This is a genomic window from Undibacterium sp. Di27W, assembly GCF_049340345.1.
In the GTDB taxonomy this organism is placed as follows: Bacteria; Pseudomonadota; Gammaproteobacteria; order Burkholderiales; family Burkholderiaceae_D; genus Undibacterium.
In genome coordinates, this window is record NZ_JBMPOS010000012.1 from 55049 (window position 1) to 70888 (window position 15840).

At 50.4% G+C, this 15840-nt stretch carries 14 protein-coding genes; 5 read left to right on the forward strand and 9 right to left on the reverse strand.

Going from position 1 to position 15840, the window contains the following annotated elements; translation table 11 throughout:
- Positions 1-290: 290 nt before the first annotated feature.
- The 6 genes from ACO0LF_RS22035 to ACO0LF_RS22060 form a co-directional block, all read right to left on the reverse strand.
- Positions 291-1652: a M16 family metallopeptidase gene (locus ACO0LF_RS22035; RefSeq protein WP_423017940.1), complete on the reverse strand. Its 1362-nt coding sequence runs from the start codon at positions 1650-1652 to the stop codon at positions 291-293.
- Positions 1653-1731: 79 nt separating this feature from the next.
- The gene (locus ACO0LF_RS22040) at positions 1732-1902 is read right to left on the reverse strand and encodes a hypothetical protein (protein WP_423017942.1); all 171 of its coding nucleotides are present in this window, start codon (positions 1900-1902) and stop codon (positions 1732-1734) included.
- A 172-nt stretch (positions 1903-2074) separates the two neighbouring features.
- Entirely contained in the window at positions 2075-3379 is a 1305-nt protein-coding gene (locus ACO0LF_RS22045; RefSeq protein ID WP_423017944.1) for an HlyD family secretion protein, read from the reverse strand.
- A gap of 355 nt (positions 3380-3734) precedes the next feature.
- Positions 3735-4229: a hypothetical protein gene (locus ACO0LF_RS22050; RefSeq protein WP_423017946.1), complete on the reverse strand. Its 495-nt coding sequence runs from the start codon at positions 4227-4229 to the stop codon at positions 3735-3737.
- Between the two features lie 118 nt (positions 4230-4347).
- Positions 4348-5760 (reverse strand): hypothetical protein, encoded by a 1413-nt coding sequence (locus tag ACO0LF_RS22055; protein ID WP_423017948.1) that lies wholly within the window; start codon positions 5758-5760, stop codon positions 4348-4350.
- 2 nt (positions 5761-5762) lie between these two features.
- Positions 5763-7067, reverse strand: a complete 1305-nt coding sequence (locus tag ACO0LF_RS22060; protein WP_423017950.1) for an SPFH domain-containing protein — start codon at positions 7065-7067, stop codon at positions 5763-5765.
- A gap of 257 nt (positions 7068-7324) precedes the next feature.
- Between ACO0LF_RS22060 and ACO0LF_RS22065 the strand changes: the two genes are divergently transcribed.
- Together ACO0LF_RS22065 and ACO0LF_RS22070 are read left to right on the forward strand one after the other, a co-directional pair.
- Positions 7325-8062, forward strand: coding sequence for a response regulator transcription factor (locus ACO0LF_RS22065; RefSeq protein ID WP_423018256.1), 738 nt, complete (start codon positions 7325-7327; stop codon positions 8060-8062).
- A 1-nt stretch (position 8063) separates the two neighbouring features.
- Positions 8064-10133 (forward strand): sensor histidine kinase, encoded by a 2070-nt coding sequence (locus ACO0LF_RS22070; protein ID WP_423017952.1) that lies wholly within the window; start codon positions 8064-8066, stop codon positions 10131-10133.
- A gap of 86 nt (positions 10134-10219) precedes the next feature.
- Here ACO0LF_RS22070 and ACO0LF_RS22075 read toward each other — a convergent pair whose 3' ends face one another.
- The 3 genes from ACO0LF_RS22075 to ACO0LF_RS22085 are packed head-to-tail and all read right to left on the reverse strand — an operon-like array spanning position 10220 to position 11919.
- On the reverse strand, positions 10220-10603 hold the full coding sequence (locus ACO0LF_RS22075; RefSeq protein ID WP_423017954.1) for a cupredoxin domain-containing protein: 384 nt from the start codon (positions 10601-10603) through the stop codon (positions 10220-10222).
- A 2-nt stretch (positions 10604-10605) separates the two neighbouring features.
- Positions 10606-11478, reverse strand: a complete 873-nt coding sequence (locus ACO0LF_RS22080; RefSeq protein ID WP_423017956.1) for a metallophosphoesterase — start codon at positions 11476-11478, stop codon at positions 10606-10608.
- Positions 11479-11532: 54 nt separating this feature from the next.
- Entirely contained in the window at positions 11533-11919 is a 387-nt protein-coding gene (locus ACO0LF_RS22085; RefSeq protein WP_423017958.1) for a c-type cytochrome, read from the reverse strand.
- Positions 11920-12061: 142 nt separating this feature from the next.
- On the opposite strand from ACO0LF_RS22085, the gene ACO0LF_RS22090 reads away from it, so the two are divergent.
- The 3 genes from ACO0LF_RS22090 to ACO0LF_RS22100 all read left to right on the forward strand — a co-directional run bounded on the left by ACO0LF_RS22090 (position 12062) and on the right by ACO0LF_RS22100 (position 15794).
- Positions 12062-12655 (forward strand): sigma-70 family RNA polymerase sigma factor, encoded by a 594-nt coding sequence (locus tag ACO0LF_RS22090; RefSeq protein WP_423017960.1) that lies wholly within the window; start codon positions 12062-12064, stop codon positions 12653-12655.
- Positions 12645-13409, forward strand: a complete 765-nt coding sequence (locus ACO0LF_RS22095; RefSeq protein WP_423017962.1) for an anti-sigma factor family protein — start codon at positions 12645-12647, stop codon at positions 13407-13409. Before ACO0LF_RS22090 ends, ACO0LF_RS22095 begins: the two co-directional genes overlap by 11 nt.
- Positions 13410-13676: 267 nt before the next feature.
- Entirely contained in the window at positions 13677-15794 is a 2118-nt protein-coding gene (locus tag ACO0LF_RS22100; RefSeq protein ID WP_423017964.1) for a prolyl oligopeptidase family serine peptidase, read from the forward strand.
- Positions 15795-15840: the final 46 nt, after the last annotated feature.

Consider the following 15840-nt stretch of genomic DNA (forward strand, 5'->3'; position numbering starts at 1 on the left):
TCATGCCTGGTTTGAGAGCTTGCACTTACCTATGAATATGATACAAAGTGTTACTACTATTTAGCCATTGATAGTTTGCCAAACATTGGTCAAAATTGTGATTATCAGACACGTCAGCAACTCTGCCGGGGGAAATGGAGGGTGGCTGATAGTATATAGATGCACCTCCTGGCAATTGGTATCGACCACTTGGGCATCGACAGGAACTTGGTTGATTAGTACTTGCAATCAAAAATCTATGCACTCGCGTGTCCGTAACTAATTTCTCAAGACAGATTTCCGTCCCGGCTTCATTCATCAATCTGTTCACTGACTTGCATAAATATTCTATTAGCTGGCGACAGTATTTTTACTGCGTTCTCCTGAATTTTGAAAATAGAAAAATTCTGTATATCATCACGTACTTTAAAAAATAACTGCCAATTGCCAGTAGCAATATAGGGTGCCAATTTGACCGCAGTTTCTTCGTTATCAGCACTCATTTTTTTGTATGCTCTGCCAAGACTTTCTTTTGCCAGCGTCAACTCATTTTCATTGACGGGCGTTTCATTTATTTTTTCCACTGTATTGAGCAGCGAAGTTTTAATAACTGGTAAATTTTTTTGTTCGCCATATTCCATTACAGGTTCTATCATCAAAATTCCACTTGATAGCAAGCCTGTAAAATATACATTTTTTATTTGCCCAGATTTTTTCTGCTCGGGCTGATCATTCAAAGGAAGCAGTTTACTTTTTTGCAGTATGTGTGCGAGCAATGGGATTGCAGCAAAATTCTGGTCACTTAGTCCCATCGTGCGATATGCCAATAACAAAATGGGCTTACTGCGTTTCTTTACAATCTCTTGGTTATAAGGAAAATTCGTGGAAGAAATTTTGGGTTCCTCAAGGCTTTTTAAGGAAGTTATTTTGGATATATTGCAAAAATTCTTTTGTACTAACTCCATGGTCAATTGTGCTTCAAGCTTACTGCCAACAACAAGCGTAGCTCTTTGAGGTAGATAAAACTCTTCCCAGAATTTCTGCAACTTGAGCAAGCTGATGTGTGTCAGAGAATTTCCAGGAGCTTGTTCCGTTTTTCCAGTAACCAGATTTAATGCTTTATGCCTGAAAAATTTTTGTGCATTTCGCTCAGTAGCATCACGCTCATCGATAACTTCTGCAACAACTCCAGCAACGTCGTCATTTGAATAAGTAAAAGATGACATACGTTCAGCTTCAATGGCAAAAAGCCAGTTTAGCTTTTCTTCCGTTGATAGAACTGAAGTCTTATAGGAGGTATAGTCCTGAGCTGTATTGCCAACACGGCGTAAATTATTTTTCTTGATTTCTTCGGGCCAGTCAGGATGCAAAGCTGTAGATCTTGCAACCAATAAATGCTCCAAAGTATGGGCTGTTTCAATATTATTATCAGCCTCGTTCTTTAAACCTACCCGATACACCATGTTAACAGTGGCATTCAATGCATCAGATTTCGGTAAGATTAATATTTGCAATCCATTACTTAGTTTGTATTCGCGAATTCCTTCCGACTCCGTAATAAATGTTGCACATGACGCCGCCATATCTGACACTGCAGCATGCTCAGCCCCTATTACTGTGTCGTGCAAAAAAAATAAAGATAAGGCAGTAACAATATGCAGGACTTGATTCATTCTTTACTTATCGTCAGATGGGTAAAAAGTAGCACCACTATAAAAGTGGTGCTACATGACTTGAGCTAATTACGCTTAATTAGACGCCGCCGCCCGAACCGTTGGCAGCCCAAATTTCTCCCTTGTCATAGTCATGCTTTTCATCATCAGTCATTCTTTGCCCTACAATCTCAACTGTCTGAACAGGCTCATCTGGCTCAAGATCACCACCAGCCACAACCATCACTTCTTCATTTGTAATCAAACGCATTTTGTGTTATTCCTATACATGGTTAAGTCGGATCATGCCTCATGGCATGGTTTTACTGCTCCGTCCCAGGTCTCGACCACCTTGAACGGTTTTTTCGGGCTGGATCTGTCGGTTTTTCCTGGCAGATCCAGCATCGAATTCTAGAATTTCTTGCTGCTAGCAATGAAGTACTTCAAGTCATCGCCAGCACTGGCTCCAATACCCATTCCCAAATTTTTCTACTGTCTTGCAACACATCCGCCTCTAGCGTCATGCCTGGTTTGAGAGCTTGTGGCTGCCCATAGGCATTGATACTTTGCTCGTGCAGCCTTACCTTGATACGGTACAAAGCTTCATTACTGTTGAAGCCATTGATGGCTTGCTGGGCATTGCTCAAAATCGTGGTTGCAAGATTCTGTGGCAGCTCAGATGGTGCAAACGGGGTGCGGCTGACATCGACTACCGTTGCCTTGTGCAAACCGAACTTCTGATAGGGAAAGGCGGCGTAGCGTATCAAGACTTCTTGCCCTGGCTGGATGAAACCCGCTGTGCGGCTGGGGGCATATAAATGTGCCTCCAGTGAATTAGTGTCTACCGCTTTGGCGTCAACAGGTATCAGGCTGGCCAGCACTTGCCCGGCATTGATGGCTTGCCCTGGCTGGTTGGTCAGGGCGCTGACGATGCCTGCTTGCGTTGCGGTAATTTGCAAAGCCTGGCGGTTGGCATTTTCTGCGGCTTCCTGTTTAAGGCTGGCCTTGGCTCTTTCTATTTGGCTCAGGTCAGTAGCCAGGGTATTCGCTAAGCTATCGAGTTCTGATTGCAGGGCGATCTGATTCGCCTGCAACTGGGTTTTATTACGTTGCAAAGTACTCAAGCGGGTGCTGATGTCGAGCAAGTCTTCCTGCTTTTGCTGGGTCTGGGCGGCGGAGACATAGCCATTGCCTTGCAAGGTTTCATACTTGGCGACGCTTTGTTGTGCCAGTTGCTGGCGGCGCTGGGCCAGTAACAACTCTTGTTCCAGTTGGGTATGCTCTTGTGCCAGGTTGGCCAGTCTTTGGCTCAGGGCCTGCTTTTTTTCCTGGTACTGGCTTTGGCGCAGTCTTTGTTCTGCTGCCATGCTATCGGCACGGCTGGCCAGTTGCTGGGCCACCAGGGCGGTGATTTCACCCTGACTGTTTTGTCGTTCTGTACTCAAGGTAAACAAGATTTGCCCGGCCAGGACTTGTTCGCCTTCCTTGACATGAGTAGTCAGCAAAATACCGGCATTAGGTGCCGCCACACTAAGCTGGCCACCGACAGGGATGGTAATACCAGTGACGCGGGCTTTTTTGGTGATGCTGCCAAAAGTAATGTAAGCAATCAGGACTGCGGCAATGATCAGCGCAACGATGGCAATCAAGCTAGCAGAAAGTGGCTGTGCCAGGCGGATGGAGCCCATCCATTGACTGCCTAATGCTGCTGTGACTTCAGGACGAAACAAGGGGCTGGAATTACTCATCTACAGTCCTGGCAAAGTCAATTTCTTGTTGTTGTGGCATCTTCGTTGGTCTACGGAAACGGTCCCAAATGCACGTACTCTCTGTGCGCTTGTTTAAAGCATAAAGGAAAGTTCTCGAAAAATGTCAAAGAAAGTTAAAAATATTTTTTAGTCAATTTCCACACTATTTAATGTACATTTGCTAGAATCGCGCGCCAGATTCGCGGGGCTCGGAAATTGACTGGCCTGGTCGCTCGTTAATCAAAATGCAATCACCAGGGACTGAACGAGCACTCATCCAGTTCCTGGGATCCGATGTCTTTTATCCCCTAAAAAACCGCTCCCCGTTCTGTCCCCGAACGCATTTTTTTGAAAATCAGTCCCCTTGCTGCTGCCAGGTGGCCTTGCCTGACTTCAAATAAATCAAGCCGCTGGCGGAGCCTTCTTTCGCGACGACGATGCCATCATTGTGCAATTTGACAGACTTGGCATGATAGCTATGCGGCTGCGAGCCTTTGTCTTCGACATACCAGAGTTCCAGCCATGAAAAGTCATCGCCACCATTACCCAGGGCATGCCCTGCGCCGACAATGACCGGTTTGGCTTTGCCATGCGACAAAAAGACGATCCCCTCTTTTTTGCTCTTGCTATCCTTGACCAATACCGCCAGGTCACCCTTGCCAGCCCCCAGAAAATCGCCACGCCAGACAAAGGGATTGATACGGCTGTTCACCTCAATGGATTCTTGCTGGGACAAGCCATTGAGCTGCTTGTTAGCCCAGTCCGGCAATTGCATCTGGGGTGTCACCTCCTGTGCAAAAGCGATGCTGTTGGCGAATAACAGAGCGATGGACGCTAATTTGAAATTCATGACAAAACTCCTGGTAAAGATATAAATGTGTATGAATTGATAGAATGAAAACTTGCCTTATTTACTGACTACTGCAACTGATTGCAGTTACTGCTTACTGCCAAGCGGCCACTACAAATCACCTCAAACTGATGGTCTGCCTCTTCCATGCCGGGTCTTGCCACTTGTAAAACACATTCAAGGAACCGGGTTTGTCGGCAGCGTTTTCAACTTGCAGGCTGTCCATGCTGACGACTTCAAAGCTCTTCTTGAAACGGCCTTCGACTTTGGCTTCGCGTGCTACCAGCATTTTGTTGGTGCCTAGTACCCAACCAGCAAATTCTGCATAGCCAAGATCAGGGTCACTGTTCGCAGGTGGCAGGATGTCAATAATCCAGCCCTGGCTGGTCTGGTGGAATAGCCAGAGTTCGCGCCAGTTTTCCATGGGTTGTACAGCCAGGCTGAGTGCCGTGTTTTGTGCATTGGCGCGAGCAGATGCGGCCCAGACTACGCTATAGGTGCAGCGTTTTGCCAGCGGGGTTTTTACATCGTGCTTTGCATCAGTCAGCATGACGCAGGTTTCGCCTGGCTGGCCTGGGGCAGTGATGATGTTCAGGCCAGGATTAGGGGCAACTGCAGCTTCTGCTGCCCAGCGCGTTGTGCCCACACGCACACCGGCATCGGCGTAGGCATAGCCATCTTCATCGGCAAATTCCTCTTTATTGACTGCTACCAATTCCATCATAGCGCGGTTGCCAGCATCGTCAAATTTCTCCCCTTTGCGGGCACGCTGGAAGGCGATGCTGGACCAGACGCTGGACTTGCGCATATGCATGCGGTTTTTCAGATACTCAGGCAAGCTGCTGGTGTTGACACGGTCCAGCACATCAGCACGCCATTGATCTAGGGCATAGCGTTCGCCCGGGCGCATGGTGGGGTCTATGCAATCCTGTCTTGTCAATGCCAGGGCAGCGCGGGCCTTCTGGTCAGGCGTGGCGTTCATGGCCAGCACACGACGGAAAGCTTCGCCGTCATAACAAAGCTGCATGCGGCCTTCGCGTTCATAGCCTTTGATATTGACGCCGTAATTGGCGACCACTTCCAGGTGGGCGGCAATAGTTGCCTCATTTTGCTTGGGCTGTTTGCTGGAGGCGCGTTTCGCCAGACGTTCTGCCATGCTGCCGAGTGCATCAAAAGCTTCTGCGCTGATCGCTTTGGCAGGCGCAGCTTTGAGATAGGCAGCTGTGTAGCTGATACCCAGGGATTCTGCCCCCGGGGTATCGCGCAGGAAGCGAATCACGGCAAAACTGTCTGGTGCATCATCCGGTTGCATGGAGACCAGGCGAACTTGCGATGCCTTGATATAACCGGCGCGTTCGCGCCTGTGGTCATACACTTGCAGGTAGTCAAGTTTTTCACCTCGGATTTCCAGGCTATCGCCCTGCCACAGCACAGCTTGTTGTTGTGCGCCATCCTTGGGGGCGGCGCGTAATTGTGCCTGGTCTTGTGTGACGACAGCAAGCACGGCGACGGCAGCTAAAGTAGCAAACATGATTATTGGCTCTCTTTGTTTTCGTTAGTGGTTTCTGCCTCAGCTTCGGTACTGACTTTTTGTGCAACAGGTTTATTGTTTTTGCCTGCGCCCAGCAATGCAGCTCCTATGAAACCACCATCTGATGGCGGCGGCGCGATGATGACGGAAATCTTGTCGGACAATTTATCAGCCATGGTTTTTTGTATCAGCAAAGGGTGCTTGGTCAGCAGGGCGCCATCACGCTCCATTTGTGAGCTGGCGACCTTGCCGACCAGGTCTTGCCTGTAGGCTTCGGCGTCGGCCAGTTTGCGACGTGAATCAGCTTCGCCCTGGGCTTCGATGACACGTGCCTGGGCTGTGCCTTCCGAAGTTTTGATACGGGATACTTTTTCTGCTTCGGCTTCAAGCTTGCGTTGTTCTATCTGCTTTTGCTTGAAAGGCAGGACGTGCTTCATGGCTTCTTCTTCCGCCCTGGCGGCAATGATCTGCTCATTACCTGCGGCCTCTGCCGCTTTTTCGCGTTTGATCTTGTCGGCGTCGGCTTCCAGTGCGGTTTGTTTTACCTGCTTGTCTTTCAATTCCAGGGTGTAGCGCATTTTTTCGCTTTCCAGTTCTTCGGCCAGCAGTTTTTCCATGCCACGTTTATAGTCGGCGGGCAGGTCAACCTTGCCCATCATGACGCTGCGCAGGATGATGCCGTCAGCGGCCAGCCGAGGTTTTAATTCAGCTTCTATCTGCTTCTGGATTTCTGCCCGTTTGCTGGAAAATATCTCGCGCACTGTATATAAAGTAAAAGCCTTGTAAATCACCCCCTGCACTGCCGGTTCGACGATGTCGTTATTAATGTTTTCTGGCAGGCTCTTGGACATATTGGTCAGCTTGGTGGGGTCAACTGCATAACGTATGCTCAGGTCCACACCAAGTGATAAACCTTCTACTGACTGGAAAGGTGCTTCGCCATCGGCGCGGCTGCTGCGTGTGGGTTTATATAATTGATCCTGCAAATTAAACAGACGCAACTCATGCAGGCCTGGCACGACGATGACCGCACCGTCGTGCACCTGGTCTGCATTACCGGTTAACTGGTTGATACGTACACCAACTTCACCGCGCCCTATACGCTTTATCGGTGGATGGGTGCTGATGGCATACACAGCACCACCAACCAGACTGAGCACAACCAGGCGATTGAAGGTGGTTTTACTGAAGAGGCCGGATTCTGACGTAACCCTGGCCCCGGCTTTGACTCCCGAAGCGCTTTTGCTGAAAACGGCAGACAGGGTAGACCTTACGGCTTGTACCAGGGATTTGATACGGTCAGACATGATGGCTCTCCAATGATGGTGGTTTTTTATCAGGGGCAGTTTTTGGCGTTTGCCCTGCTTCCCTGACACACATCATGCGCCGCAAGCCCCGGAGCATACAATGCTGAGGCGGGGGCAGAAATATCACTGTGGCAAGCTATTTATTCCGTGCCAGGAATAAGCCTTGCCGCGTGTGAAGAAAAACTCACAGCAGCTTTATGACATTTGCGGCGAAAGCGTGGATACTGCGCTTATTGAATACCTTGCAGGAGAATACCGTGGTCAAAGTAGCTGTTATCGAAGACGATCTGCCCACCAGCAATCAGTTAAAAACCTGGATAGAAGCGGCAAAGCCGGGCATACAGATAGACCAGTGGTTCAGCCGTGACGATGCCGAAGCCGCCATCGCACGTGAGAACTATGATCTGGTGGTGCTGGACATAGAACTGGGGCGTGAACGCCATGCTGGCGTTGCCATCATCAATGCCATCAACAAACAGCATGCGACACCGGTGCTGGTGGTGTCGGCCATGCCAGCAACCATCTACCGCAGCATCATGAAGGCGCTGGATGCCTGGGACTATCTGCAAAAAGCCACCTTTGAAGAAGCCGATTTCATAGAAACCTTTCTGGAAATCCTGCGCTCGGTCAAAGATCGCAAACAACACAAGGAGAGCCAGCATGCGGCCGACCGCGAAGCCGCCAAAACACCTGTAGCCGACCAGCTCAGCATGGACCCCTTGCGCCAGCGTACCCCCATCTGGCGCGGCCAGCGCATCAATCTGCCGCTGACTGCCCAGCGCATACTGGCAGCCCTGTTTGCCAGACGTGGCCAGGTAGTGTCGTATGAAGACTTGTATGAAGTCGTCAAGAGCGGGCGCAACCGTGACAATATACGCAAGCATGTATCAACGATACGCGATGCCTTCCGCGAAATTGATGCGGATTTTGAATGCATAGAAAACGTCCCCATGCGCGGTTTCAGATGGGTGGATGACGGCAAGAGCAAAGACTGAGATGAATAAATTCTTGCTGGCGACTTACCGGCTACGGATATTATTTCGTGGCGTCTTTTTACTGCTGGCCGTGGCGACAGTAGGCCTGGCGCTATCGGTATTGCAGCAGGAAAAGCAGCTCAGCTATAACAATTATCAAAGCAATTTCAATAAAACCCGTTTGCAAATCTCGGCCACCCTGCGCCACCCTGCCGGGCAACTGGCCTTGTTGAATCCTCCGGTTGAAAATCAACGGGCATCCCTGCACCCACTGTTGCTACCTTACTCTGCCATCGACTTTGATGACCAGAATAAAGTACAGCAAGCCATCGCCATGTCGGGTTGCCTGGTGCAGTATGGCAATGAGGGAGCCCTCTGTAGTGGCATAGGTAATAATCCCTGGGCCGGTGGTTTCATCTATGTTGCAGGCAATTTCAACAGCAAGCAGCTGGTTTCGCACAAACGCGGCAATGAGAGCCTGATGCAGGCACACAGACTGAAGGTCAGCGTCAGTCTGCGCGGCCAGACGTATCGCTGGATAGCCCCGTTTGAAGAAGAAATCGCCCCAGCCAGGCAAAATCAGGGGGTGCGCGGACGTCTGACCGGTTTCAATGAAAGCGAAGCCAACAAACCGAATGCGCGCCCGGTCAAAGACTTTCGTGGCTGGGCCTGGCAACAGGCGGTTTGCAACCAGGCTGACCTGGATGACAAGGATGCCGACTGCCAGAAAAATACTTTTTTCTCGCTGCGCCTGCCCATCCCCGCCTTGCAGGAAGCCCTGTTTGAAAAGAAGCGTCCGGTCTGGCCACCACAAGACCTGGACCAGATGGAAGTCAGCCTGTCTGTGCTGCCACCGGATTCTGAAACCGCCCTGCTCGACAGTAAAAGCGCGCCGACAGCAACCCCATTTTCACTCAAGGATTTACAAAACAATCTCTTGCCTGGCGAAACCCTGATCATACGCAAGCGCGATGCCCAAGAGAGCAAGGATGACCTGGTCAATCTGACAGGAGCCTTTGAGCAAAGCGATGAATCCTGGAATATCATCACCCGCCTGATACGTCGCCTGCCTGTGGATGAATACGATATCCCGCTGGAAAGCCGCGAAACCATCAACACTCCGCTGGCCAATTATGAAGTCTTGCTGAAAGGCGATGTGCGCAGTGTCAGCAAGAGCCTCAGTGTGGTGGCCAGCCGCGTCTCCTGGTTTGTCGGTGCCATGTTACTGGCGCTGACGCTGGCATGGTTGCTGATCGAAGTCAGTATAATCAGGCGTATCACTTTGCTGACCAGGCGCGCCGTGTCCCTCTCCAAAACCATGAAGGGTGCGGGTGAATTGGAACAATTCGATGTCAGCGATTTGCGCAGCCCGGATGAACTGGGTGTGCTCGCCAGTTGCCTGCATGATTTATTAAGACGTGTCAAAGAAGACGTGGAACGCGAAACCATACGCACGGAACAAGAGAAAGAAATGTGGCATGCGGTTGGCCATGAAATCATGTCACCACTGCAGTCGCTGATGGCTCTGCATGGCAATGCCGAAGACCAGAGCAACCGTTATATCAGCCGCATGCAGCAAGCCATACGTGTGCTGTATGGCAGCGCCTCACCCAGCGAGGCATTTCAATCGACAGTCTTGCAGGTCAGTGAAATTGATATCACCCTGTTCCTGAAAAACGTCGCCAGCAATGCACCTCTGGTAGGCATACCCAATGTCACCTATGAAGGCGTGAATGAGGTCGTCATGGTCAAGGCCGATGAGTATTCGCTGGAAGACGTAGTGACCCATGTTTTGCGCAATGCAGAGCGTTATCGCGAGTCAGGAACAGTGATTAGTATCAAGCTGGAAAACAGTGAAACGGCAGCAACGATCACGATGCACAATCGGGGACCGCATATTGCCGACGATTTGATAGACAAGATTTTTGAATATGGTGTATCAGACCAGCTCGATTCTGGTGCTCATGGCAACCGAGGTCAGGGTTTGTTTGTCGCCAAAACCTATATGGCAAAAATGGGTGGCACCATCAGTGCACAGAATGTCGCCGATGGGGTCAGTTTTACGCTCAGTCTGCAAAGGGGTAGTTCGTAGGAGCGGCTTTAGCCGCGAACACTTCGCAGTATCCGACATTTCGTATATCGCGGGCATTCGCGGCTGAAGCCGCTCCTCCATGATGTTCAGGCTTGCACCAATAGCTTACCACTCATGCCTTCATGTCCATCACCGCAAAAGTTATCGCATAAAAATTCATAAGTGCCAGGCTTGTCCAATTTCAGTTCCACATTGAAGACTTTGCCTGGTACCAGATCCATGCGCAGATTAAAATCGGGTAAATTGAAACCATGAGTGAAATCCAGTGCAGTGAAAGCCAGCACGATGGTTTCACCCACTTTGGCTTCTATGCTATTTGGCAGGAATGAAAATTTCTGGGCTTTGACAGGGATCACACGCTTTCTGGATTTAGCCTGCGCATGGGCAAGCTCGCTGTAAGTCATGACAGATGCCGCGCCCAGCAACGTCATGGCCGCACTCGTACAAAACAGGCGTCTGGATACTTTCATGTTCATGCCTTTACTACGGGGAATTCGCTGACGCTGCTTACTTTACCGTCCACATCAATTTCGCGGAAACCAAGGCCAGAGAATGGCGCATCCGGCTTCCACGGCAAGGGGGTGCGCTTGTCCTGGGAGCCTGGAGCCGGTAAAGGGAAGATCAGGGATTTGGCAGCATGATGCGGGATATGCCCCGTCATGTGATGGTGTTCCTGATGGATGTGGCCGTAAAACACGCTGATATTGGTATATGGCGTCAGCAAGGCAATCGCCTGTGCGCCATCACGGGTGGCCCAGTCCCATTTGGGAGCCAGATCAAATAAGGGTCTGTGCGTGAAGAGCACGATAGGTGCCTCCTTTGCCTGCTTGCTCAGATCAGCCTCCAGCCAGGTCAGTTGCTTGTCACCTATGCGTGCGCCTGCGTCGGACACATTATCCAGGGCGATGAAATGCACGCCTTTATGATCGAAACTATAGTTGGTCGCGCCAAAATACTCTTTAAAGGCAGCACCGGCATCGAGTGAAGCATCATGTTCACCGGGGATGAAACGGATATTCCTGACCTTCAGGCCGCCAGTGATGTCTTTGAATTCTGCCATGCGCCTGCGGCGTTCCACCGGGTCATCGATGGTATGAGTCAGGTCGCCGGTGAAGATGATGAAATCAGGCTGATGGGGCAAGGCATTGACACTTTCTATCGCCTTCTTCAGGGTGTTTTTTGCCTCGGGGTTGGCGTCGCCGCTATAACCCCAGTGAGTATCCGACAACTGGACAAAATAAAAATCGGATTCAGTATTTGCCAGCACCGAGCGGTACAGGCCAGACATGAACACGGCACCGCCGCCTACGGCACCAAGTTTCAGGAAATTTCTACGGTCTAACATGATGCGTCCTTTATAGAAGATGGTCTTGCGCTTTAATAAAAATGACGAGGTAAGTCAAGGGTGCTGCGGCTGTGCTGCTTTCAAGGTCTTCAGGTAGGCAATCAGGTCTGCGCGCTCGCGGGCAGAAGCTGTGGAGATGCCCATTTTTTGACCCGGCAATAATTTCTCGGGATCACGCAGCCAGGCATCCAGCAATTTTTCATCCCAGACCAGCCTGGCCTTGCTCAAGGCAACAGAATAGACATAGCCTTCGACGCTGCCTGCCTTGCGGCCAAACACGCCCAGATGCGCCGGGCCGACACCGTTATATTGAACAGAGTGACAGGCTGCACACCTGGCCTGGTAAAGCACCTGCCCGACGCTGGCATCCCCTGCTGCATGTGCTTTGGCCGTCATGGCAAGGCTGATCAGTATTGCCAGCAAATGTGGTCGACTATTCATCTTTTTGGCCTTATGCTTGATGTGGTAATTCTCATGGATGCAAATACTCATGAAGCCAGGAATTTATTCCGGCAATCTCTCAAAAAATTTGTTTTATTTTTTTTATCCGAACGGGAATAAATTTGCGCAATATTGAGTCTTCATGGCAAGGATCAATAAAATGGGTGTTTTTTTGAAAGATGACCGTGCTGCCAAAGAATTTGAAACCCTCGCCCTGGCGCATCTGGATGCCGCCTATAACCTTGCACGCTGGTTGACGCGCAATGACCATGATGCAGAAGACCTGGTGCAGAACGCCTATCTGCGGGCTTTCCGTTTTCGCGACAGTTATCGCGGTGGGGATATCCGCGTCTGGCTGATGACGATAGTGCGCAACACTTACTACACCACTGTGCGTGACAACAAGGACACGGCCACGGATATTGCCTTTGATGAGGATATGCATGGTGACAGCGCAGGCAGCAATGAAGACTCCAGCTATGCCTTTGACAAAGACCCGGCCCATGCGTGGGAAATGCGCGATGTGGGCAAAACCGTCAATCTCGCGCTGGAGAAACTGCCACAGGCTTTCAGGGAGGTGCTGGTATTGAAAGAAATGGATGATTTTTCCTACAAGGAAATCGCAGAAGTCTCAGGCATCCCTATCGGCACGGTAATGTCACGACTGGCACGCGCCAGGAAATTATTGCTGGGATTTCTGCAAGCAGGACCATCAGGAGATGAACATGGAATGTAAGCAAATCAGGCCATTGATGTCTGCTTACCTAGATCAGGAGCTCGATGCCAGGCAGGCATCGCAAGTAGATATGCATATAGCAGGCTGCCAGGATTGCAGTGCGGCCTTGTCACAAATGCAGGCAGTGAAGGCAGGCGTGCAGCAACATGCGCATTACCATACTGCACCCGCCGGATTGCGCAAGAAAATCATGGCAGACCTGGCGCAGCAACGCCCGTCCCTCTCTTCGAGCTTCCGTGCCTGGCCATGGGCCTGGATCAACCTGGGCCTGGCGGGCATGAGTACTGCTGCCTTTGCGGGCATGCTGGTACTCTATCTGTCGCAGCCTTCTGCCGCCGACATTTTTAATGAGGATGTGCTCAGCAGCCATTTCCGCTCGCTGGCACCTGGGCATATGGTCGATGTTGTGTCTTCAGACCAGCACACGGTAAAACCCTGGTATGCGGGCAAACTGGATTTTTCACCGCCGGTACGTGATCTGGCGGCACAGGGTTACCCCCTGCTGGGTGGCAGGCTAGATTATCTGGCTGGCCGTCAGGTGGCAGCTCTGGTGTACCAGCATCGCAAGCATATTGTGAGTTTGTATGTCTATCCTGAAAATGGCAAAACTTCATCCCCGCCAGCAACGGTGTCAAACCGTGGTTACCAGTTAATGCAATGGAGTGAGGCTGGCATGCACTATGTCGCCGTGTCAGACATGAATGGCGAAGAGCTGGCGCAATTTGCCAGGCAAATCAAGACATCTGCAGAATGAGGCCTGCAAAGCAGGATTGCATAAAATTATTAAAACTACATCATTCTGACGCTGAAAGCCGTTTTCCTGTAAAAAGCAAAACTTAGTTTTGTATCATCACATAAATCACAGCGCACTATTGGAATACATAGCTTTAGAATCCTTGACTGGCGCGCTGAACTAAACGCGTGTACACAGGGTCAATCAGCGAGCCATGAAAATAGCCCGCAGTAATCCTGAGTGAAAAAATACCAGGCTGGGACAGCCTGTCCAACAATAAGGAAAGCAATGAAACCACAATTGAAACTGATTGCCGCACTGTGCATGCTGAGCGCAACAGGTCTGGCACTGGCCCAGGCAGAAGATAAACACCAGTGGCTGGAAGATGTCACCGGCGAAAAAGCCCTGAACTGGGTCAAGGACCAGAACAAGGTCACGCGCAGCAAACTCGATACAGATGCTGGCTTTAACAAGCTCAAGGCAGATTTGCAAGTCGTGCTCGATTCCAAAGACCGTATTCCCGGCATACGCAAGATGGGCAATGCTGTCTACAATTACTGGATGGATGCCGAACACCAGCGCGGTGTCTGGCGTAAAACCAGCCTGGAAGAATACAAGAAAGCCCAGCCTAAATGGGAAGTGGTGCTCGATGTCGATGCACTGGCCAAGGCAGAAAATGAAAACTGGGTATTCAAGAATAGCGTATGCCGTGAACCAGTATATGATCGCTGCCTGATAGAGCTGTCACGCGGTGGTGCTGATGCGGTTGTTACCCGTGAATTTGACCTGGCCAGCAAGTCTTTCGTTAAAGACGGTTTCAGCCTGCCTGAAGCAAAGGTAAACCTTGACTGGGTCAATAAAGACACGCTGTTTGTTGCCACTGATTTTGGTGCCGGTACGCTGACAGATTCCGGTTACGCACGCGTCGTCAAGGAATGGAAACGCGGTACAGAATTGTCTGCCGCCAAGACTCTGTTTGAAGGCGAAAAAACTGATATGGCCGTGGGTGCCAATTCCAGCGACCATAAAGGTGTGCACAGAGAACTGGTGAGCCGCCAGATCACGTTCTACACCTCAGAAGAATATCTGAAAGAAGGCGATAAACTGACCAAGCTGGATTTGCCAGCAAAGAGCAATATCAATTTCTTTGGCAAACAAGCCATCATCACTCCGCGTGAAGCATGGAATGTCGGTGGCAAAACCTATGAGTCTGGCAGTGTGCTGGCGATAGACTTTGATGCCTTCATGAAGGGCAACCGCGAATTCACTGTCTTGTTCGCGCCTAGCGACACCACCTCCTATACCGGTGCTGCTATCACAAAAAATTATTTCTTGCTGCAAAGCCTGGATAACGTCAAGAGCAGTTTGAAAGAATGGAAATTCGACAACGGCAAATGGACTGCACGTACCGTTGCCCTGCCTACCCTGGGTGCAGTTGGTGTGAGTAGCATGGATGCAGAAAAGTCAGATGATTACCTGCTCAGCTATTCTGATTACCTGACACCCAGCGTTTACATGCTGGCTCATGCAGGCAATGACAAACGCGAATTGCTGAAGTCTGCCCCCAGCTTCTTTGACGCTTCTGCTTATGCGACTGTACAAAAATTTGCCACCTCCAAAGATGGCACCAAGGTCCCTTATTTTGTCGTAAGCCGCAAGGACGTGAAGTACGACAGCAATAATCCTACCCTGCTATATGGCTATGGTGGTTTCCAGATTTCCCTGACACCTTCTTACTCTGGTGGCCTGGGCAAGAGCTGGCTGGAAAAAGGCGGCGTGTATGTGGTTGCCAATATCCGTGGCGGCGGCGAGTTTGGTCCGCGCTGGCATCAACTGGCATTGAAAGAAAACCGTCAACGCGCCTATGATGACTTTGCTGCTGTAGCAGAAGACCTGATTGCCAGCAAGATCACCAGCCCCAAACACCTGGGTGCCATGGGTGGCAGTAATGGCGGCCTGCTGGCCGGTGTCGCTTTGACTCAGCGCCCAGACTTGTTCAATGCGGTGGTCAGCCAGGTGCCTTTGCTGGATATGCGCCGCTTCAACCAGTTGCTGGCGGGTGCTTCCTGGATGGGTGAATATGGTAATCCTGATGTACCTGCAGAATGGGATTACATTTCCAAATATTCGCCTTACCAGAACGTCAAGGCTGAAGTGAAATATCCAAATGTCTTGTTCATCACTTCTACCCGTGATGACCGTGTCCACCCTGGCCATGCCCGCAAGATGGCTGCCAAGATGATGGAACAGGGACACAAGAATGTCTGGTATTACGAAAACACAGAAGGTGGCCATGGTGGTGCAGCAAATAATGCGCAACGTGCCGACATGAGTGCGATCACTTATACCTTCTTGTGGAATATGCTCAAGCGTGACAATGAGCTGTTCCAGGTTTCGGCCAAGTAAGACCAAATAAGCTCAGTAAATAAGACCTTAAGACCAGCAAAGTTTT

Bases quoted from the DNA above. Each gene is read 5' to 3' on its own strand.
- ACO0LF_RS22095 (WP_423017962.1), top strand. From the start codon at position 12,645: ATGGAATGTAAGCAAATCAGGCCATTGATGTCTGCTTACCTAGATCAG.
- ACO0LF_RS22100 (WP_423017964.1), top strand. From the start codon at position 13,677: ATGAAACCACAATTGAAACTGATTGCCGCACTGTGCATGCTGAGCGCA.
- ACO0LF_RS22035 (WP_423017940.1), bottom strand. From the start codon at position 1,652: ATGAATCAAGTCCTGCATATTGTTACTGCCTTATCTTTATTTTTTTTG.
- ACO0LF_RS22075 (WP_423017954.1), bottom strand. From the start codon at position 10,603: ATGAAAGTATCCAGACGCCTGTTTTGTACGAGTGCGGCCATGACGTTG.
- ACO0LF_RS22085 (WP_423017958.1), bottom strand. From the start codon at position 11,919: ATGAATAGTCGACCACATTTGCTGGCAATACTGATCAGCCTTGCCATG.
- ACO0LF_RS22070 (WP_423017952.1), top strand. From the start codon at position 8,064: ATGAATAAATTCTTGCTGGCGACTTACCGGCTACGGATATTATTTCGT.
- ACO0LF_RS22080 (WP_423017956.1), bottom strand. From the start codon at position 11,478: ATGTTAGACCGTAGAAATTTCCTGAAACTTGGTGCCGTAGGCGGCGGT.
- ACO0LF_RS22055 (WP_423017948.1), bottom strand. From the start codon at position 5,760: ATGTTTGCTACTTTAGCTGCCGTCGCCGTGCTTGCTGTCGTCACACAA.
- ACO0LF_RS22060 (WP_423017950.1), bottom strand. From the start codon at position 7,067: ATGTCTGACCGTATCAAATCCCTGGTACAAGCCGTAAGGTCTACCCTG.
- ACO0LF_RS22090 (WP_423017960.1), top strand. From the start codon at position 12,062: ATGGCAAGGATCAATAAAATGGGTGTTTTTTTGAAAGATGACCGTGCT.
- ACO0LF_RS22050 (WP_423017946.1), bottom strand. From the start codon at position 4,229: ATGAATTTCAAATTAGCGTCCATCGCTCTGTTATTCGCCAACAGCATC.
- ACO0LF_RS22045 (WP_423017944.1), bottom strand. From the start codon at position 3,379: ATGAGTAATTCCAGCCCCTTGTTTCGTCCTGAAGTCACAGCAGCATTA.
- ACO0LF_RS22040 (WP_423017942.1), bottom strand. From the start codon at position 1,902: ATGCGTTTGATTACAAATGAAGAAGTGATGGTTGTGGCTGGTGGTGAT.